The sequence below is a fragment of the Burkholderia sp. Bp8994 genome, assembly GCF_003853805.1.
Classification (GTDB): domain Bacteria; phylum Pseudomonadota; class Gammaproteobacteria; order Burkholderiales; family Burkholderiaceae; genus Burkholderia.
Genome location: NZ_QTQH01000009.1, coordinates 1 through 18,547 on the forward strand (window position 1 = coordinate 1; position 18,547 = coordinate 18,547).

Annotated in this window: 18 protein-coding genes and 1 pseudogene; 11 read left to right on the forward strand and 8 right to left on the reverse strand. The window is 68.3% G+C overall.

Annotated elements, in window-relative coordinates; genetic code table 11:
- Nucleotides 1-734: pseudogene (locus DIE04_RS11225) on the reverse strand (hypothetical protein); the annotation flags it as partial.
- A 554-nt stretch (nucleotides 735-1,288) separates the two neighbouring features.
- Between DIE04_RS11225 and DIE04_RS11230 the strand changes: the two are divergent.
- The 8 genes from DIE04_RS11230 (at nucleotide 1,289) to DIE04_RS11265 (ending at nucleotide 7,775) form a co-directional block, all read left to right on the forward strand.
- Nucleotides 1,289-1,642 carry a DUF4148 domain-containing protein gene (locus DIE04_RS11230; protein WP_124487737.1) on the forward strand — a complete coding sequence of 118 codons (354 nt, stop codon included), beginning with the start codon at nucleotides 1,289-1,291 and terminating at the stop codon, nucleotides 1,640-1,642.
- 83 nt (nucleotides 1,643-1,725) lie between these two features.
- Complete coding sequence (locus DIE04_RS11235; protein ID WP_124520422.1) at nucleotides 1,726-2,517, forward strand: alpha/beta fold hydrolase; 792 nt, start codon at nucleotides 1,726-1,728, stop codon at nucleotides 2,515-2,517.
- A 135-nt stretch (nucleotides 2,518-2,652) separates the two neighbouring features.
- On the forward strand, nucleotides 2,653-2,913 hold the full coding sequence (locus DIE04_RS11240) for a hypothetical protein (RefSeq protein ID WP_124521939.1): 261 nt from the start codon (nucleotides 2,653-2,655) through the stop codon (nucleotides 2,911-2,913).
- Between the two features lie 130 nt (nucleotides 2,914-3,043).
- The gene (locus DIE04_RS11245) at nucleotides 3,044-3,514 is read left to right on the forward strand and encodes a rhodanese-like domain-containing protein (RefSeq protein WP_044849009.1); all 471 of its coding nucleotides are present in this window, start codon (nucleotides 3,044-3,046) and stop codon (nucleotides 3,512-3,514) included.
- A 28-nt stretch (nucleotides 3,515-3,542) separates the two neighbouring features.
- On the forward strand, nucleotides 3,543-4,502 hold the full coding sequence (epsC, locus tag DIE04_RS11250) for a serine O-acetyltransferase EpsC (RefSeq protein WP_044849008.1): 960 nt from the start codon (nucleotides 3,543-3,545) through the stop codon (nucleotides 4,500-4,502).
- Nucleotides 4,499-4,720, forward strand: coding sequence for a helix-turn-helix domain-containing protein (locus DIE04_RS11255; protein WP_044849007.1), 222 nt, complete (start codon nucleotides 4,499-4,501; stop codon nucleotides 4,718-4,720). The genes epsC and DIE04_RS11255 overlap by 4 nt, the downstream gene beginning before the upstream one ends.
- A 135-nt stretch (nucleotides 4,721-4,855) precedes the next feature.
- A complete protein-coding gene (locus DIE04_RS11260; RefSeq protein ID WP_034205507.1) occupies nucleotides 4,856-5,788 on the forward strand; it encodes a family 2A encapsulin nanocompartment shell protein in 933 nt (310 codons plus the stop codon).
- Nucleotides 5,763-7,775: a family 2A encapsulin nanocompartment cargo protein cysteine desulfurase gene (locus tag DIE04_RS11265; protein ID WP_124520408.1), complete on the forward strand. Its 2,013-nt coding sequence runs from the start codon at nucleotides 5,763-5,765 to the stop codon at nucleotides 7,773-7,775. The genes DIE04_RS11260 and DIE04_RS11265 overlap by 26 nt, the downstream gene beginning before the upstream one ends.
- A gap of 93 nt (nucleotides 7,776-7,868) precedes the next feature.
- Here DIE04_RS11265 and DIE04_RS11270 read toward each other — a convergent pair whose 3' ends face one another.
- Nucleotides 7,869-8,483 (reverse strand): LysE family translocator, encoded by a 615-nt coding sequence (locus DIE04_RS11270; protein ID WP_044847315.1) that lies wholly within the window; start codon nucleotides 8,481-8,483, stop codon nucleotides 7,869-7,871.
- Nucleotides 8,484-8,742: 259 nt separating this feature from the next.
- Here DIE04_RS11270 and DIE04_RS11275 point away from each other — a divergent pair, with 259 nt between their 5' ends.
- Nucleotides 8,743-9,894, forward strand: a complete 1,152-nt coding sequence (locus DIE04_RS11275; RefSeq protein ID WP_044847314.1) for a porin — start codon at nucleotides 8,743-8,745, stop codon at nucleotides 9,892-9,894.
- A gap of 109 nt (nucleotides 9,895-10,003) precedes the next feature.
- On the opposite strand, the gene groL is transcribed toward DIE04_RS11275, so the two are convergent.
- The 3 genes from groL to DIE04_RS11290 form a co-directional block, all read right to left on the reverse strand.
- Entirely contained in the window at nucleotides 10,004-11,644 is a 1,641-nt protein-coding gene (gene groL, locus DIE04_RS11280) for a chaperonin GroEL (protein WP_044847313.1), read from the reverse strand.
- 13 nt (nucleotides 11,645-11,657) lie between these two features.
- Nucleotides 11,658-11,948 carry a co-chaperone GroES gene (locus DIE04_RS11285; protein WP_011356207.1) on the reverse strand — a complete coding sequence of 97 codons (291 nt, stop codon included), beginning with the start codon at nucleotides 11,946-11,948 and terminating at the stop codon, nucleotides 11,658-11,660.
- A 210-nt stretch (nucleotides 11,949-12,158) separates the two neighbouring features.
- Nucleotides 12,159-13,442: an alpha/beta fold hydrolase gene (locus tag DIE04_RS11290; protein WP_124573027.1), complete on the reverse strand. Its 1,284-nt coding sequence runs from the start codon at nucleotides 13,440-13,442 to the stop codon at nucleotides 12,159-12,161.
- A 436-nt stretch (nucleotides 13,443-13,878) separates the two neighbouring features.
- On the opposite strand from DIE04_RS11290, the gene DIE04_RS11295 reads away from it, so the two are divergent.
- Both DIE04_RS11295 and DIE04_RS11300 read left to right on the forward strand, forming a co-directional pair.
- Complete coding sequence (locus tag DIE04_RS11295) at nucleotides 13,879-14,559, forward strand: class II aldolase/adducin family protein (RefSeq protein ID WP_124573029.1); 681 nt, start codon at nucleotides 13,879-13,881, stop codon at nucleotides 14,557-14,559.
- A gap of 120 nt (nucleotides 14,560-14,679) precedes the next feature.
- Nucleotides 14,680-15,816 carry a sigma-54-dependent Fis family transcriptional regulator gene (locus tag DIE04_RS11300; RefSeq protein WP_124521945.1) on the forward strand — a complete coding sequence of 379 codons (1,137 nt, stop codon included), beginning with the start codon at nucleotides 14,680-14,682 and terminating at the stop codon, nucleotides 15,814-15,816.
- Here the strand turns inward: DIE04_RS11300 and DIE04_RS11305 are convergent.
- From DIE04_RS11305 to DIE04_RS11315, 3 genes are read right to left on the reverse strand one after another with little or no spacing between them, the layout of a single operon-like run.
- Nucleotides 15,807-16,595, reverse strand: a complete 789-nt coding sequence (locus tag DIE04_RS11305) for an ABC transporter permease (protein ID WP_124521947.1) — start codon at nucleotides 16,593-16,595, stop codon at nucleotides 15,807-15,809. The two genes, DIE04_RS11300 and DIE04_RS11305, sit on opposite strands and share 10 nt — an antisense overlap.
- 22 nt (nucleotides 16,596-16,617) lie before the next feature.
- The gene (locus tag DIE04_RS11310) at nucleotides 16,618-17,433 is read right to left on the reverse strand and encodes an ABC transporter permease (RefSeq protein ID WP_124521949.1); all 816 of its coding nucleotides are present in this window, start codon (nucleotides 17,431-17,433) and stop codon (nucleotides 16,618-16,620) included.
- Entirely contained in the window at nucleotides 17,433-18,539 is a 1,107-nt protein-coding gene (locus DIE04_RS11315; RefSeq protein WP_124521951.1) for a PhnD/SsuA/transferrin family substrate-binding protein, read from the reverse strand. Before DIE04_RS11315 ends, DIE04_RS11310 begins: the two co-directional genes overlap by 1 nt.
- Between the last annotated feature and the right edge of the window lie 8 nt (nucleotides 18,540-18,547).

The window sequence follows — 18,547 nt, forward strand, 5'->3', positions numbered from 1 at the left end:
ACATCGGCCTGCATTCGGCGAATCGACTCGATCAGCCTGGCAAGGCGCAACGCGGCGAGTACGCCATACGCTCGAGGCGGCGCGCGATACAGTGGCCGGTTGGTCGGATTGATGCCTTGCACGGTCATCCAGCCCATCGTTCGATCGTCCAGACCGCCGTGCCAAAGATCGGGCAGACTGGCACAGCCGTTCGTGAACGGGCCGCCGCCCCAATAGTCCTTCTCGTTCAGGAAGATCTTGTCGCCGTACTCCTTCAATTCCGCGGCAGTCGCGCGATAGCCCCAGCGGAAATGAATGACGGGCGAGAACGACGGCTCGGGCTTGATGTAATTGTCTGCCAGCAAATCAGGGTTCAGAAACCCATCCGGCGTCACACTCTCCGTGTACTTCGCGGGCGTCAATTGCCCCGCATCGATACCGTGATACATCATCTGATCGTCCAGACGCCCGAGCCTGCGGTTCAGGCCTTTGCACAGCCCTTCCTCCGACGCCTCGAACCATTCGCCCTCCGAGTTCACCCCATGAACGAAGATCACGATACCGGGCAAGGGCATCTGCTTGAGACAGATGAGCGGCGTGTTCTTCGCAAACATCGTCACGCCTTCGACGCGGCCGACGACGATCGGCGGCGGTGCCGGCCGAGATGCGGGCGCGTCAGGCGCAGCCGCGTGCGCGACGGGTTCGTCATTGCGCGTGTTTGCTTCCGATCGAGGATCGAAAATTGAATCGGTCATCCAGACTCCTCAACATGCGGGATGCGTTCCACCGCCATCGGACCGACACGGAATGAAAAGATAAGTGTCCGAAGCAAGAGGGAAACGTGATCAGGCGGCGAGCATACTGAATCGGCGCGCATGAAAGACGCGGCCGCCCGAAAACTCCGCGCGGAGCCCGTGATAACGGACACGGATTGTCAGAATGTGTTTCAGGCCCGAATCGGTCGCATGGCTTCGCTGCTGACGTAGAGCGTGGCCGTGCGATTCGCTGTCGTCCGACAGGCGACCATCCGGCGAATCGGCCTCATGACACAGCTGCGCATGACATCGCGTCCGTACTTGGAAGCGCTCGAATCGCTATCGTCCGTGTGTACGTGGCGATGCTGACGGATTTGTATCGCACTGTATCTATCGAGGCTCCGGAAACATCGGATTGCACTGAAGGCGAGTTTTGGAAACATCCCGGATACGTGAGCGGGTTCTACTGTCGACATGCAGAAAACGTTCGGTGCCAAGCGTTCGCACCGGATGCCGAGTGATCGATACCCCACCTTCCTTCCAGGAGAAATCTCATGAAAGCCGCTCGAATCCTCGCAGTTGCCGTACTCGCTTCGATCCCCGTCTTGTCGTTCGCCGATGCCGGCCACGGCCTCACGCGCGCCGATGTGCGCGCCGACCTCGTCCGGCTCGAGCAGGCCGGCTACAACCCGGCCGGCAGCGACGCGCGTTACCCGGACGATATCGCCGCCGCACAGAACGTTATCGCAGCGCAGCAGGTCGCGCGCTCCGACCAGAATGGCCCGTCGAAGTCGCAGGACGACAACGTGGCTGCCGCGTCGGCGCCGGCCTCCCGCTACGCCGCGGCCGACCAGCGCGCCGCACGGAACGCGCGCACGGACGCTGACGATCTGTACGCGCACTCGTGATCCGCGGCCGCGCCCGGGAGACGAGCGGCGCGGCCGCATCGGAAACACTTCAGATGCACAACACGATGAAAAGGAGCATGACGATGGTCGGTTTGACGAAACGGGTTCTGGTGTCCGCGGCGGTGCTCGGCGGGCTGTTCGGTGCGGTCGCGGCGCAGGCGGCGCCCAAGGAAGACCTGAAGGGCACGAACGTCGTGCTGGTGCACGGCGCGTTCGCCGACGGGTCGAGCTGGAACCGCGTGATTCCGCTGCTCGAAGCGCGCGGCCTGCATGTCGTATCGGTGCAGAACCCGCTGAGCTCGCTCGCCGCCGACGCGGCCGCGACGAAGCGCGCGATCGACGAGCAGAAGGGGCCCGTCGTGCTGGTCGGCCATTCGTGGGCCGGTGTCGTGATCAGCGATGCGGGCAACGACGACAAGGTGAAGTCGCTCGTCTACGTCGCCGCGTTCGCGCCGGACAACGGCCAGTCGATCGCCGACGTCACGCAGGGGCTGCCGGCACCGTCGTGGGCCGGCGAGTTGCGCAACGATGCGGGCGGTTTCGCGACGCTGTCGGACAAGGCGATCGCACAGGATTTCGCACCGGACCTGCCGCCCGCGCAGCAGCGCGTCGTCGCGGCGACGCAGGGGCCGTGGTACGGTGGCTGCATTTCGGAGAAGGTCGCGCAGGCCGCGTGGCATGCGAAGCCGTCGTCGTTCGTCGTCGCGACGCAGGACCGGATGATCGATCCGAAGCTGCAGGAGGCGATGGCGAAGCGGATCGGCGCGACGGTCACGCGTGTGAACGGCAGCCACGTCGCGATGCTGAGCCAGCCGAAAGCCGTGGCCGACGCGATCATCGCGGCCGCGGAACGTGCGAAGCAGGATGCGCAGTGAGTGAACCCGGCGATCAACGCGGTGGTCGAGCATCGCCCCGACGACGTGCGCCGGCAGGCCGACGAGGTGGATCGCGCGATTGCCCGCGGCGACGATCCGGGCCGCTGATGCGGTGACGGGCGTGGTGCGCCGACGATGCACCGCGCCGGCCGCCTGCCGTTTGCCGATTCATTGAAGCGTGCGCCGTTCGACCCGGCGCACGATTCCATTGCGGATTCCATCACGACGCGCGGCGCGCGTCGCGTGCGGCATCGTTCCCGGCTTCGCCGCCGCCGATCCTTTCAAAAACCTTCGATGCGCGACATCGAACGGCCGTCGCTCCCCGTCCTCCGCACGAATCCGCCCCAATTGCGCGCGTCTGCTATTGCATTTCACGCGCTGCTGATTAGGAAATGAATTTTTATTGGTTCTGCTTCCCCAAGCGCGCTCGCATAGTGGGGCTGACGGCTATAGACAGCACGCAAGCTGCACCGGCCGCATTCCCGGCATGTTTGATCATACGAATCTGCGAGAACAAGGAAGCGTGATGACGTTTGCATTGGAAGAACGAACCGCCGCCCAGCAGGCGCTCGAAGACGCCCGCGCGGCGGCCGCAGCGGCGGGCACGCCGTACGCGGGCGGCGTGGCGCCGGAAGCCGCGTGGGCGCTCTTTTCCGCCGGCGACGCGTTGCTGGTCGACGTGCGCACCGCGGAAGAACGGAAATTCGTCGGCCACGTGCCGGAGTCGCTGCACGTGCCGTGGGCGACCGGCACGAGCCTGACGCGCAACCCGCGCTTCGTGCGCGAACTGGAAGCGAAGACCGGCAAGGACGCGGTCGTGCTGTTGCTCTGCCGCAGCGGCAACCGCTCCGCGCAGGCAGCCGAGGCCGCGGCCAAAGGCGGCTTCACGCAGGTATTCAACGTGCTCGAAGGGTTCGAGGGCGACCTCGACGAACAGCAGCATCGCGGCGGCAGCAACGGCTGGCGCCATCGCGGCCTGCCGTGGGCGCAGGACTGAGTCACGGCCGTTACGGGGAGAAGTCAGCATGGCCGCATTCGATATCGACGACATCGTTCAGTCGCTCCAGACCGTGCGCCGCGCGTGGCGCGAGAAGCAGCGGCGCTCGCTCGAACCGGGCGGGCGCGACCTGCCGGCGCGCGAGGCGCTCGCACAGATCATCGGCGCACTCAAGGGCGTGCTGTTCCCGATGCGGCTCGGGCCGCCCGACCTGCGGCAGGAGAGCGAGAACTTCTATGTGGCTCACGCGCTCGACGCGGCGCTGAACGCGCTGCTTGCGCAGGTGACGCTCGAGCTGCGCTACGCGGCGCGGCAACGCAACGCCGACGCGCAGATCGACGAAGCGGCCGCCACGGCCGTGCAGGCCTTCGCGGCACGCCTGCCCGACATCCGCCGGCTGCTCGACAGCGACGTGCTGGCCGCGTTCCACGGCGATCCGGCGGCGGGCAGCGTCGACGAAGTGCTGCTGTGCTATCCCGGCATTCTCGCGATGATCCACCACCGGCTCGCGCACGAACTGTACCGGCTCGGGCTGCCGCTGCTCGCGCGGATCATCGCCGAGCAGGCGCATGCGGAAACCGGCATCGACATTCACCCGGGCGCGCGGATCGGCGGCGGCTTCTTCATCGACCACGGCACGGGCGTCGTGATCGGCGAGACCGCGATCATCGGCGAGCGCGTGCGCGTGTACCAGGCCGTCACGCTCGGCGCGAAGCGCTTCCCGCGCGATGCGGCCGGTCATCTGGAGAAGGGGCTCGCGCGCCATCCGATTGTCGAGGACGACGTGGTGATCTATGCGGGCGCAACGATCCTCGGCCGCGTGACGATCGGCCGCGGCGCGGTGATCGGCGGCAACGTGTGGCTCACGCAGGACGTGCCGGCGGGCGCGAACATCACGCAGGCCGTGCTGCGCAGCGAGGCGAATGCCGCGCCGCGCGCGCGGAGCGAGCCGGCCGAGCCGGTGCCCGACGCACAGGTAACGACATGAGCGACCTGATCCAGCACTTCGGCGCCAACGTGCGCAAGCTGCGCGAGGCGCGCACGTGGTCGCAGGAGCAGCTCGCCGAACACGCGGGGCTGAACCGCTCGTACGTCGGCGAGATCGAGCGCGGCGAGGCGATTGCCTCGATCGTCACCGCCGACAAGATCGCGCGCGCGTTCGACGTGTCGATCTCGACGCTGTTGCCCGGCGTGTCCGTCGCCTGACGCATTCCGCTTCCTTTCCCGTTCGGTGGTGCCGCGTGACGGCTATAGCATGTTGAGCCGGCAGGTGCGTGCTTCCGATAATCACCCAGCGTCATAAGCAATCCCGTTTTTCATCTTAAGAACCCGGAGCCACACATGTCGACCGTTGCAAGCGGCACGGCCGCGCTGAGCGATCACGCCGCCCGCCAACTAGCGAACGCTACCAAGACCGTCCCGCAGCTTTCCACGATTACGCCGCGCTGGCTGACCCATCTGCTGCAGTGGGTGCCGGTCGAGGCCGGCATCTACCGCCTGAACCAGGTGAAGAACCCGGAAGCCGTGCGCGCCGCGTGCACGCAGCTCGAGGACGAAAGCGTGCTGCCGCAGACCTTCGTGCCGTACGAGGAACAACCGCGCGAGTATTTCCTGAACGCGGTGAGCACGGTGCTCGACGTGCATACGCGGATCTCCGATCTCTATAGCAGTCCTCATGACCAGATCAAGGAACAGCTGCGCCTGACGATCGAGACGATCAAGGAACTGCAGGAAAGCCAGCTGATCAACAACCCGGACTACGGGCTGCTCGCGAACGTGACCGACGAACAGCGGATTTTCCCGCTGACGGGCGCGCCGACGCCGGACGACCTCGACGAACTGCTGACCAAGGTATGGAAGGAACCGGCGTTCTTCCTCACGCACCCGCTCGCGATCGCCGCGTTCGGCCGCGAATGCACGCGGCGCGGCGTGCCGCCGCCGACGGTCAGCCTGTTCGGCTCGCAGTTCCTCACGTGGCGCGGCATTCCGCTGATCCCGTCGGACAAGGTTCCGGTCGCGGACGGCAAGACCAAGATCCTGCTGCTGCGCGTCGGCGACAAGCGCCAGGGCGTGGTCGGCCTCTATCAGCCGGGCGTCGCGGGCGAGCAGGGGCCGGGCCTGTCGGTGCGCTTCATGGGGATCAACAACCAGGCGATCGCGTCGTACCTGATCTCGCTGTACTGCTCGCTCGCGGTCCATTCGCCGGATGCGCTGGCTGTCCTCGATGACGTCGAAATCGCCAAGTACCATGACTATCCCGACACCTACCGTTAATCCCGGCTCGGCCGGCAGCGACGCGCTCGCGTTGCCGCACGCGCCGCTGCCGGCCGGCCTGCCCGATCCGGCGGCGCTCGCGCGGCTCGCGTCCGAGTTCTTCGCGACGCCGCCCGGGCAGGCCACCGCGCCCGGGCTGTCGGCGGGCAGCGGGGCGGTCGGCGGCGTGCCGTCGGCGCTGCCGGCTGCCGCGCCGATCCTCGCGTCGGTGAGCAATCCGGCGCCGGGCGGCTCGCCGCTCGCGGGGCCGGGCGGCACGGGCACCGGCGTGCCGGGCCTCGCGCTGCCGCAAGGCAAGGCGCCCGGCACGAACCTCGCGCCGTCCGCGCCGACGCACGTGCTGTCGCTCGGCAATCGCGTGCCCGCGCTCGCGCCGCACGCGGCCGCGCAAAACGGGCTGCCCGACAACGCGGTGTCGATCGCGCCCGCGTTCGAGCCGCGCGTCGGCGGCGCGGCGCTCGGCGTGCCGCAGGCGCAGGCGGCGGTGTCGGAGGGCGCGGTGCAGGCCGCGCCGGCCGCGTCGCCGTTTTACTTCACCGACGGCTCGCGGCAGGGCTGGCAGGCGACGCCGCAGGACATCGTCGTGCCGTCGAACGGCCTCGCGTCGCCGGAAGCGTTCGGGCTGCCGGGGGACGATGCGCTGCGCGAACTGCTCGCCGTGCAGCGCGACGTGCCGGTGTCGCGCGCATCGGGCGGCGAGGTGCCGCGTTACTTCATCGACGATACGCGTGCGGCCGAGCCGCAAGGCCAGTTGTATCGCGGCGCACACCCGCCGTTCGACGTGAACGCGATCCGCCGCGACTTCCCGATCCTGCAGGAGCGCGTGAACGGCAAGCAGCTCGTCTGGTTCGACAACGCGGCGACGACGCACAAGCCGCAGGCCGTGATCGACCGACTCGCGTATTTCTATGCGCACGAGAACTCGAACATTCACCGGGCGGCACATGCATTGGCCGGCCGTGCGACGGATGCGTACGAGCATGCGCGGGAAACGGTGCAGCGCTTCATCGGAGCGTCGTCGCCGGACGAGATCGTGTTCGTGCGCGGCACCACCGAGGCGATCAACCTGATCGCGAAGTCGTGGGGCGTGCAGAACGTCGGCGAAGGCGACGAGATCATCGTGTCGAACCTCGAGCATCACGCGAACATCGTGCCGTGGCAGCAGCTTGCCGCGCTCAAGGGCGCGAAGCTGCGCGTGATTCCGGTCGACGATTCGGGGCAGGTGCTGCTCGACGAATACCGGAAGCTGCTCAACGACCGCACCAGGATCGTGTCCGTCACGCAGGTGTCGAATGCGCTCGGCACGGTCGTGCCGGTGAAGGAGATCGTCGATCTCGCGCATCGCGCGGGCGCGAAGGCGCTGGTCGACGGCGCGCAGTCGATCTCGCACATGCGCGTCGACGTGCAGGCGCTCGATGCGGATTTCTTCGTGTTCTCCGGGCACAAGATCTACGGGCCGACCGGCATCGGCGTCGTGTACGGCAAGCGCGCGATCCTCGACGACATGCCGCCCTGGCAGGGCGGCGGCAACATGATCGCGGACGTGACGTTCGAGCGCACGGTGTTCCAGCCGCCGCCGAACCGCTTCGAGGCCGGCACCGGCAACATCGCGGACGCGGTGGGGCTCGGCGCGGCGCTCGACTATGTGAACCGCGTCGGCATCGAGAACATCGCGCGTTACGAGCACGACCTGCTCGCGTATGCGACGAGCGTGCTCGCGCCGGTGCCGGGCGTGCGGCTCGTCGGCACCGCGCGCGACAAGGCGAGCGTGCTGTCGTTCGTGCTGAAGGGCTATGAGACCGAGGAAGTCGGGCAGGCGCTGAACGAAGAGGGCATCGCGGTGCGCTCGGGGCATCACTGCGCGCAGCCGATCCTGCGGCGCTTCGGGCTCGAGGCGACGGTGCGGCCGTCGCTGGCGTTCTACAACACGTGCGATGAGGTCGATGCGCTCGTGAGTGTCGTGAGAAGGCTGGCGGCACGGCGCTGAGGCGCGCGGCATGCGGAAAGGCCGCTTGCGACTCCCGGCAACGGGGCGTCGCAAGCGGCCTTTTTTCGTGGCGATGCGGCAGCGCGACGGCGCTCAGCGCCCGGCCAGCATGCGCCCGCCGAGCCCCATCAGCAGCAGCCCGGCCGTCGTGTCGAGCACGGCCTTGCGCCGGATCAGCAGCCGGCGCACCGACGGATGCGATGCGAGCAGCGCCATCGCGCAGTACCACGCGCCCGAAATCCCGATCGACAGCACGACGACCGTGAGATCGAGCCACACCGGCGTATGCGCCGGCACCATCAACGCGAAGATGCTGCCGTAGAACGCGACGGATTTCGGGTTCGTCATGCTGACCACGTAGCCCTTCTTCGCGGCCTGCCAGCCGGAGGACGCGGGCGGCGCGGACACGGCGAGCGGCTTGCGTGCGCTCAGCACCATCTTCAGGCCGAGCCAGATCAGGTACGTGGCGCCTGCCAGTCGCAGCGCGGTGTGCACCCAGGCGACGTGGGTCACGAGCAGGCCGAGGCCGGCAATCGCGATCGCGGCCCAGGTGCCCGATGCGGCGGCGAGGCCGAGCCCGGTCATCACGCCGGCGCGGCGCTGCGCGAGCGCGGTGGACGTGACGATCACGAAGTTCGGGCCGGGGCTGGCCACGCTGAGCAGCAGGACGCCGGCGAGCGGCAGCAGGGTGTTGATGGTGGTCGACATGGCGCGGGCGGCGAAGCGGCGGAAGGAGCGTTCATCTTACCCCGGCGTGCCGTCGATGGCGCCGCGCGGTCGCTTCGGCACCGGCCGGCGGGCGTGCGCCGCACGCCGCCGCCATTGTTGAGCGCGTTGGAAAGGTGCAATCCGGAATCGGCAATAGGTGTCGCGAATATGACCGATTATTCTCCCGAGCGCAGTACCGTCCGCCAGCCGCAAATGCTGTCGGACTGCTTACAAAATCAATCGCTCAGGGAGGCCTTTCATGAACCGCATCGTCGTATCCGGTGGTGTCGGCGCGGTGTTCGCCGTAGCAGCGGCATCACCCGCCTTTGCGCAGAGTTCCGTCACGTTGTATGGCCTCGTCGATACGGCGATCCGCTATCAGACGAACGCCGGCCCCGACGGCCGGGACCTGGTCGGCATGACGGTCGGCCCGGAAACGCACAGCCGCTGGGGCTTGCGTGGCAGCGAGGATCTCGGCGGCGGCCTTGCGGCGATCTTCCGTCTCGAGAACGGCTTCGAGCTCGGCGACGGCAGACTGCACGTCGCGAACACGCTGTTCAGCCGGCAGGCATACGTCGGCCTGGCGAGCGACCGGTACGGCTCGCTGACCTTCGGCAACCAGTACGCGCCGCTGTACGACACGATGGGCGACGTGTTCGACCCGATGACCGTCGGCGACTACTGGCAGGACAGCTGGGCGTACAACGGCATCGGCAACTACCTGACGGTGGCGAACTCGGTGAAGTACAAGTTCTCGACCAACGGCTTCAGCGTCGATGCGATCTACGGGTTCGGCAATCATGCCGGTGCAATGGGTCTCGACAGCACGTACGGTGTCGAGCTGACCTACGCGCAAGGGCCCGCGTCGATCAACGCCGGCTTCCAGCAGACCTCGGTATCGTCCGTGAACGGCAGCGCGGTCAACGGCGCGAAGGTGAACTTCCTGCACGTGAGCGGTGCGTACCAGGTCACGCCGTCCGTGCGCCTGCTGGCCGGCTGGCTGCACGGGCAGGACAAGACGGGTACGACCGACTTCAACATGCAGCAGGCCGGCGCGCCCACGCTCGGTGGCGGCAGCCCGAATCGTATCGACGATACGTTCTACGTCGGCGCGAACTGGCAGGCTACCGCGCCGCTGCTGATCACGGTGGCCGGCTATTACGGCCACGCGCGCAATGCGGAGCGGCTCGACGGCACGCTCGGCTCCGGGATCAACTACTCGGCGACCGTGCTGGCCGAATATGCGCTGTCGAAGCACACCGAGGTATACGGCACGGTCGATTTCGCGCGCGGCAACGGCGCGTTCGCGGCCGACTATCCGGGCGCCACCAACCGGCTCACCGGCAAGGTCGACCAGATCGGCAGGACCAACAACGTCGGGGCCGCGATCGGCCTGCGCCAGATGTTCTGACGACGGCGCGCGCGGCGTTCACGCATGAAAAAACGCGTGGCGACCGGTGCCGCCACGCGTCGTGGATCGAAACGCGGTTGCCCGGTTCGGGCGGCCGCGCACAGCGATGTCAGAAATCGAACCCGGGCCCGCCCGCACCCGGCCCGCCCGGCACCGCGGCCGGCGCCGCATCCTTCGGCGCTTCGAACACGGTCGCGTCGGTCGTCAGCAGCAGCCCCGCGACCGATGCCGCGTTCTGCAGCGCCGTGCGCGTGACCTTGGTCGGATCGAGCACGCCCGACTCGACGAGGTCGCCGTATTCGCCCGTCTGCGCGTTGTAGCCGAAGTTGCCCGTGCCTTCCGCGACCTTCGCGACGACCACGCTCGCTTCCTCGCCCGCGTTCGTGACGATCTGGCGCAGCGGTTCCTCGAGCGCGCGCAGCACGATCTTGACGCCCGCATCCTGGTCGGCGTTCGCGCCCTTGAGTGCGCGGATCGCCTGCCGCACGCGGATCAGCGCGACGCCGCCGCCCGGCACGATGCCTTCCTCGACGGCCGCGCGCGTCGCGTGCAGCGCGTCGTCGACGCGGTCCTTCTTCTCCTTCACTTCGATCTCGGTCGCGCCGCCGACCTTGATCACGGCGACGCCGCCCGCGAGCTTGGCCACGCGTTCCTGCAGCTTTTCACGATCGTAGTCGGAGGTCGCTTCCTCGATCTGCACGCGGATCTGCTTCACGCGGGCCTCGATGTTCTTCGCGTCGCCCGCGCCGTCGATCACGGTCGTGTTTTCCTTGCCGACCTCGATGCGCTTGGCCTGGCCGAGTTCGGCGAGCGTCGCCTTCTCGAGCGTGAGGCCCGTTTCCTCGGCGACGACCTGGCCGCCGGTCAGGATCGCGATGTCTTCCAGCAGCGCCTTGCGGCGATCGCCGAAGCCCGGCGCCTTGACCGCGACCGTCTTCAGGATGCCGCGGATGTTGTTCACGACCAGCGTCGCGAGCGCTTCGCCTTCGACGTCTTCCGCGATGATCAGCAGCGGCCGGCCCGACTTCGCGACCTGCTCCAGCACCGGCAGCAGGTCGCGGATGTTCGAGATCTTCTTGTCGTGCAGCAGGATGTACGGGTTCTCGATCTCGGCGATCTGCTTGTCGGCGTTGTTGATGAAGTACGGCGACAGGTAGCCGCGGTCGAACTGCAGCCCTTCGACGACGTCGAGCTCGTCGGCGAGCGACTTGCCGTCCTCGACGGTGATCACGCCTTCCTTGCCGACGCGGTCGATCGCCTCGGCGATGCGCTGGCCGATCGATTCCTCGCCGTTCGCGGAGATCGTCGCGACCTGCGCGATTTCCTTGCTGGTGGTGGTCGGCTTGCTGATCTTCTTCAGCTCGTCGACGGCCGCTGCCACCGCCTTGTCGATGCCGCGCTTCAGGTCGAGCGGGTTGAGCCCGGCCGCGACGTATTTCTGGCCTTCACGCACGATCGCCTGCGCGAGCACGGTGGCCGTCGTCGTGCCGTCGCCGGCGGCGTCGCTGGTGCGCGACGCGACTTCCTTCACGAGCTGCGCGCCGATGTTCTGCAGCTTGTCCGCGAGTTCGATTTCCTTCGCGACCGACACGCCGTCCTTGGTGACGACGGGCGCGCCGAAGCTGCGTTCGAGCACGACGTTGCGGCCCTTCGGCCCGAGCGTGACCTTCACCGCGTTCGCGAGAATGTTGACGCCTTCGGTCAGCTTCGCACGTGCGACGTCGCTGAAAATGATTTCCTTCGCTGCCATGATTTGCACTCCGTTATTGATTGACGACCGCGACGATGTCTTCCTCGCGCAGCACGAGGAATTCATTGCCGTCCACCTTGACCGCCTGGCCCGCGTACTTGCCGAACAGCACGCGTTCGCCGACCTGCAGGTCGGGCACGATGCGCTGGCCGTCCGCGTCCTTGCGGCCGGGGCCGACGGCAATCACTTCGCCCTGGTCGGGCTTTTCCGCGGCGCTGTCGGGGATCACGATGCCCGAGGCGGTGGTGGTTTCCTGGTCGAGTCGCTTCACGATGACCCGGTCGTGCAAGGGGCGTAGGCTCATCTGTCCGTCCTGTTCTGTTGTGTCGAAATTGGCTGGCACTCTTTAGCAGAGAGTGCTGACGAGTATAAAAACGCGCGACGGCGCGATCCAATAACGGATTCCGAAATGCATTTGCGTGCAGGCGCTATGGACGCGCCTGCCGCGACGATGCAGCCCATGCGTCGATTCCGGGAAAGCATTCGCGCCGTCATGCAAAGCACGTGCTGCCGGCTATTGCGCGTCGGCCTGCTGCGCGGCCGGCGTGCAAACCGGGCGGATCGTCGCGCCGGCGAGCACGCGCTTCACGAACGGAATCGAGTCGGCAAGCGATGCGTTGACGGTGCCGTTGTGTTCGCGGCCCGCATACAGGTGCGCCTCGACCGTCGTGCCCGCCGCGCACGCATCCTTCGCGAGCGCGAGCTCGAGCGGTGCGAGCCCGTCGTCCGCGCCCGCGCCGATGAACACGGGCGTGGCGATCTTCAGCGTCGGATATTTCAGGTATTCGTCCCACCACGTCTTCAGACGCGCATCGCCGCCCGGCTTCACGGCGTTCGCGTGGGTGAGGTGCGCGAGCGCCGCATCGTCCTCGAGCGACGCCAGGCAACCGATGCGCGCCTGTTCGAGGATCGGCAGCGCGGTGTCGGTCAGCACTTCGTCCGCGCGCAGCGACGGGTCGATCTGCTGCGCGGACAGCACCGAGTAGAACTGGTACGCGAGCGTAGGATCGACGCGCTCGGGATCGCGCCGGTATGCGGTTTCGAACTTCGGGAGCGACGCGAGCGTGGCGCGCGACGCGTTGTAGATCGTCCCGGTCGCGACGGTCGCGCGGATCGCGAGTTCCGGTGCATAGACGGGGGCGTAGCCGGCCGCCGCGAATACGGCCGAGCCGCCCTGCGACTGGCCGACGAGCACGACTTCGTTCGCGAGGCCCGGCACGCCGCCCAGCACCGCACGCACGCTGTCGAGCAGCGTGTAGCTGTTCGAGCGGTTGTTGAGCTGCGGATTTGGGCCCGGTGTGCCGAGCCCCTGATAGTCGGTCGCGACGACCGCGAATCCTTGTTGAAGCCATGCGTTCAGGTAGCGCACGTCGCGATACGAGCGGCCGAACCACGACGGCGCGCAGATGTCGGCCATCCCGAATGTGCCGTGTGCCCACGCGACGATCGGCCAGCCGCCGGCCGGCGGCGTACCGCGCGGCACGAACAGCGCGCCCGATACGGCGATCGGCGCGCGGCCGCCGACGCCGTCGGTCGACGCATACAGGATGCGCAGTTGCCGTCCGGCGCTCGCGAGCCCGAGCGTCGCGGGCAGTGCTTCGGTGCGCAGCAGCACGCCGGGCGTCGCCGGAACGTCGCGGTCCCACGTGTAGAACGCGGATACGTGACCGTCGCCCTGCAACGGATCGGGCGCGGGAACGCGGCCGGGCGAAGCCGCATGCGAAACGAGGGACGGCACGGCGAGCGCCGAAACCAGCAGCGTGCGCGCAGCGAAGCCGCGCAGGGGGAGGAGCGTCATGGTCGGATGGAAGTCGGTGAGATCGGATCGGACGCGCCGGGCAGTGCCCGGCGCGGGCCGACCACGACGCAAGTTTTGAACCAGCGCGGGGGCAGCGCGGGCGCAGCGCGAGTGCAGCGCGAGTGCAGCGCGTGAGCGGCACGCGCGGCGTGCGGCACGACGGGGAAACGCCCGCGCGCGGCGTGCGGCGCGCGCAGGCGCCGGCTGCGTCTCGCGCAGCAATCCGGGCTCGCCGGTTGTTGCTCCCGCAACAGATGCCGACACACGTATCGCGCCGCGCGGTTCGTCCACGGCGCGCACACGGCACGCCCGCGCGGTGGCGCACGCATGCGACGCTCGCGTGCCCGGCTGGCACGATTGCTGCTGATCCGGTTGCCGTGCGTCGCGGCGTTGCGACGCGAGCCCATCCGTCCACCCGATCAAGGAAACCGTACTCATGTCCGTCACCCAAGCCATCGACGGCGGCGAACTCGTGGCATTCGTCGAGCGCGCCGCGCGCGAATTCGCGCAGGCCGCGCGCGTGCTGAAGGAAACGCGCACGCTGTCCGCCACCAACACGTTCCAGGCGTTTCAACGCGTGCCGGGCACGGAACTCGTCGTCGCGCTGTCGGCGCCGAGCCCGTGGGCTGCGTCTCAGGAGATCCAGCCGGTCGTCGTGACGCTCGACGGCGACGTGCTGCACGGCGATGCGCGCGCGGGCGCCAACGGGCCGCGTTATGCGGGCGTATTCCGCGAGGTAGCGGAAGTCGACGTCGTGATTCACGTGCACGGCCCGTACCTCGGCGCGTGGGCGAGCGCGCATCGTCCGCTGCCGATCCGCTATGCGCCGGCCGCGCGCTACACAAGGGCCCGCGAGATTCCGGTCTACGTCGATCGCCGTCCCGGCGAACCGCGCTTCATCGTCGACACGATCCGGCGCGACCCCGAAGTCCCGGCGATCATCGAGGCGAACGGCGGCGCGACGTTCTGGGGCAAGTCGATTCTCGACGTGTCGAAGTACATCCTGATCCTCGAGGAAGCCGCGTATTTCCAGGCGCTCGCGGAACCGCTCGGCGGCTCGCTCGAATTCGGCCCGGGCGCGCTCGAGCAGCAATGGAAGATGACCGGCCTCGCGTGACGCCGCGCCGCGGGCGGCGCAATCCGGCCGCCGTCATACCGATAGCTCGATGAATTGGTTCCTGGCCGGCGCGCGCCTTGCTATCGTCGAACCTCTCCCGTTCAACACGCCGGTCGTGCCATGGCCATCTTCAGCTTGCCGGACCCGACTTCGCATGCGATCACGATCCGTGCGAAGGCACTGACGTTCGACGATCCCAAATCGCGGGTGCTGCTCGAACGCATCCAGCTCGTCGCGCCGAGCGATGCGACGGTGCTCGTCACCGGCGAGAGCGGCACCGGCAAGGAGCTGATCGCGCGCCTCGTGCACGCGTTGAGCGAGCGCCGCGACGGCCCGTTCGTCGCGGTCAACTGCGGTGCGTTCTCGGAGACGCTGATCGAGAGCGAGCTGTTCGGCCACGAGCGCGGCGCGTTTACCGGCGCGATCAACAGCCAGCCAGGCTGGTTCGAATCCGCGAATCGCGGCACGCTGTTTCTCGATGAAGTGGGCGACCTGCCGCTGTCCGCGCAGGTCAAGCTGCTTCGCGTGCTGCAGGAGCGCGAGGTGACGCCGGTCGGCTCGCGCAAGACCGTGAAGATCGACGTGCGGCTCGTCGCGGCCACCAACGTGAATCTCGAAGCCGCGGTGCGCGCGGGCAATTTCCGCGAGGACCTGTACTACCGGCTCAACGTCGTGAAGCTGAGCCTGCTGCCGCTACGCGAGCGGCCCGGCGACATCGCGCCGCTGATCGAACACTTCATCGACACCTACGCGAAGCGGCTGCGCGTGGCCGCGCCGACGCTCACGGACGCCGCACGCGCACGGCTGCACACGCACGCGTGGCCCGGCAACATCCGCGAACTCGAGAACGTGATCCATCATGCGGTGCTGATCTGCGCGGGCGGCGCGATCGACGTCGGCGACCTGCAGTTCTCGGCGCTGTCGCTCGCGCCCGACATGGCCGATTCACCGGGCGCGGCCGCCGCACCGCCGCGCCGTGCGCGCGACGTCGCCGAAGCGACCGACGCGCTGCGTCACGCGGTGATCGAGCTGCTGGATCTCGGCACGCCGGCGCTGTGGCAGCACATCGAGGACACCGTCTACCGCAGCGTGTTCGACTACAGCGAGCACAACCAGCTGCGCATGTCGCGCCTGCTCGATCAATCGCGCAACATCGTGCGCGCACGGCTCGCGCAGCTCGGCATCCTGAAGCCGCGCGATGCGGGTGGAGCGGGCGATGCGGGCGACGCCGACGCGCGGCTGCGCCGTCAGGCGTGATCGCGCCAGCGCAGCGCGCGCTGTGCGACCCGCTCGCATACCGCGCTCATCCCGACGGCCAGCGCCGTCACGCCCAGCACGCACACCAGTAGCACGTCGGCGCGCGCACCGGCCTGCGCGTTCTGCATCAGGCTGCCGACGCCGGCCCCCGTGTTGAACAGCAGCTCGCTGCTGGTCGCGGTGATCCACGCGAACGGCACGGCCTGCAGCACGCCCGCGAACAGGTCGGGCAATGCGCCCGGAATCAGCACGTCGCGCCACAAGCCGATCCGGCTCAGGCGATACGACCGCGCGAGTTCGACGTAGCGCGGATCGACGCGGCGCAGCCCGTCGAAGCTGGCGGTGGTCATCGGGTAGAACGCGGCGAGCGCGATGATGAACACCTTCGCGAATTCGCCGGTGCCGGCCCACAGGCTCAGCAGCGGAATCAGTCCGAGCAGCGGCACGTAGCGCAGTGCCTGGAAGGCCGGCTCGGCGAGCTTGCGCGCGAGCGGCGAACGCGCCATCGACGCACCGAACACGAGCCCGAACGCGACGCCGACTCCGAGCCCGAGCGTCGTGCGGCGCAGGCTCGCGCCGAGATCGGTCGCGAGTTCACCGCTGCGTGCGAGTTCGACCAGCGCGGCGCCGACCTGCTGCAACGGCACGAACGCGTATTGATGAGCCGCGTCGCCGGACGACGCGTATTGCCATGCGGCAACCAGCAGGGCCGGCACGACGAAGCCGCGCGCGCGGCGGCGCAGCGGGGCGAACGAGAAAGCGCGGGTAGCGAAGGTCATGCCGAAGCGTATCCAGTCAGGGTCAGCGTGCGGGCGTCTGCCAGCGCAATGCGTAGCGCTGCACGAGCGCGATCGATCGGTCGAGCGCGAAGCCGATCAGCCCGATCGCCGCGACGTCGACGAGCACCACGTCGAGCCGCAGCATCTGCCGGGCAAGTTCCATCATCTGGCCGATCCCGCTGTCGGCGCTGAGCAGTTCGACCGCAACGAGCGCGAGCCACGCGCGCGCCAGCGCGATTCGCACGCCGGTCAGCAGCGGCGGCAGCGCGGCCGGCAGCAGCACGTCGCGCAGCAGCGCGAAGCGGCCGAGCCCGTAGTGGCGCGCCATCTCGACGAGATCGCGCGGCGCGTCGTGCACGCCCGTGTATGCGGCCAGCGCAACCGGGAAGAACACGGCCTTGCCGACCACGACGAGCTTCAGCGGTTCTTCGACGCCGATCAGCAGGATCAGCAGCGGAATCAGCGTGAGCGTCGGCACCTGCCGCAGCAGGTCGAACGTCGGCCGCAGATAGTCGGAGAACAGTCGGCTGCGCGCGAGCAGGATGCCGAACGCGGCGCCGCCCGTCGCGCCGATCGCGAAGCCGAGCGCGAGGCGATGCAGCGTGATCAGCAGGTTGTCGCGCAGCTCGCCGGTGTCGAGCAGCGTGCGCAGCGTCGCCGCGAGGCGCTCGGGCGGCACGACGAGCTGCGGCGGAAACCAGCGCTGCGCGCTCGCGAGCCACCACAGCGCGGCGAACGCGACGGGCGTGATCCACCACAGCGCATGTTCGCCGAGCCGCGCGATGCCGGGCAGGCGGATGGCGCGCAAGCCGTTCGGCGCGAGGGCGCGCATCGGCATCAGCGGCTCGCGACGCGCGCGGCGTCGGCGTGCCAGTAGCCGTCGAGGCCGAGCTGCTTGAGCGCGGTCGACACGAAGGTCGGCGCGAGCAGCGCGTTCACGTCGACCGGCACGGAAGTCAGGCCGGCCTGGCGGCTGTATGCGATCACGTCGCGATAGTGGCCGGTCAGCGCCGGCGTGAAGAGCGGCGTCCATTGCTCCTTCCACGGCGTCGCTTCGTCCGCGTATTCGCGGCGGACGATGCTTTCCGGCTGGCCGGACGCGCTCAGGATCTTCACGTACGCGTCGCGGTTCTGCGGCTGCGAGATCCAGTGCGCGGCACGGACATAGGCCGTCGCGATGAGCTGCGTGATGTCGGGGTAGCGCCGCACGAAATCGTCGGACGCCCACAGTTCCGCGCGCATCTTCCAGTCGTCGGGCGCGGTCTTGGTCGACCAGATGATCTTGCCGACCTGCTTGTCGACGAGCGAATACGCGTCGGACAGCGTGAACAAGCCGTCGACGCGGCCGGCCGCGACGGCCGCCGCGCCGGCCTGCGGATCGAGGTTGTAGATCTTGAAGTCGGACAGCTTCAGCCCGTTCTCGGCGAGCAGCTTGCCGAACGTGACTTCCCACGGCCGGCCGCGGTTGAGCGCGATGCGCTTGCCCTTGAGGTCGACGATCGATTTCGCGGTCGAGCCGGCCGGTACGACGAGATACGTGTTGCTGCCGACGCCGCCGGGCACGATCAGGCGCGTGTGCGTGCCCGATGCGTTGACGACGACCGACGGCAAATCGCCGTAACCGGCGAAATCGATGCTGCCGTTCGTGAATGCCTCGTTGACGAGCGTGCCGACCGCCGCGGTCGACACGGGCACCCATTGCAGCTTCACGTGCCGTGCCGCCAGCGCTTTTTCAAGCGACTTGTCGGCGTCGATCAGTGCTGAGGCGCCCGCGTATTGCGTCTTGCCGCCGCTCGAATACGCGACGACGGCGATGCGCACGACCTTGGGGGCGTCTTCCGCATGCGCGGCCGGTGCCGCGAGCGCCGCCGCGGCCAGCGGCAGCGCGGCGAGCAGCGCGCGTAGCGGGCGGCGCAGCGAAGCGAGGGAGAGCGTGTGTTTCATGATGGTCC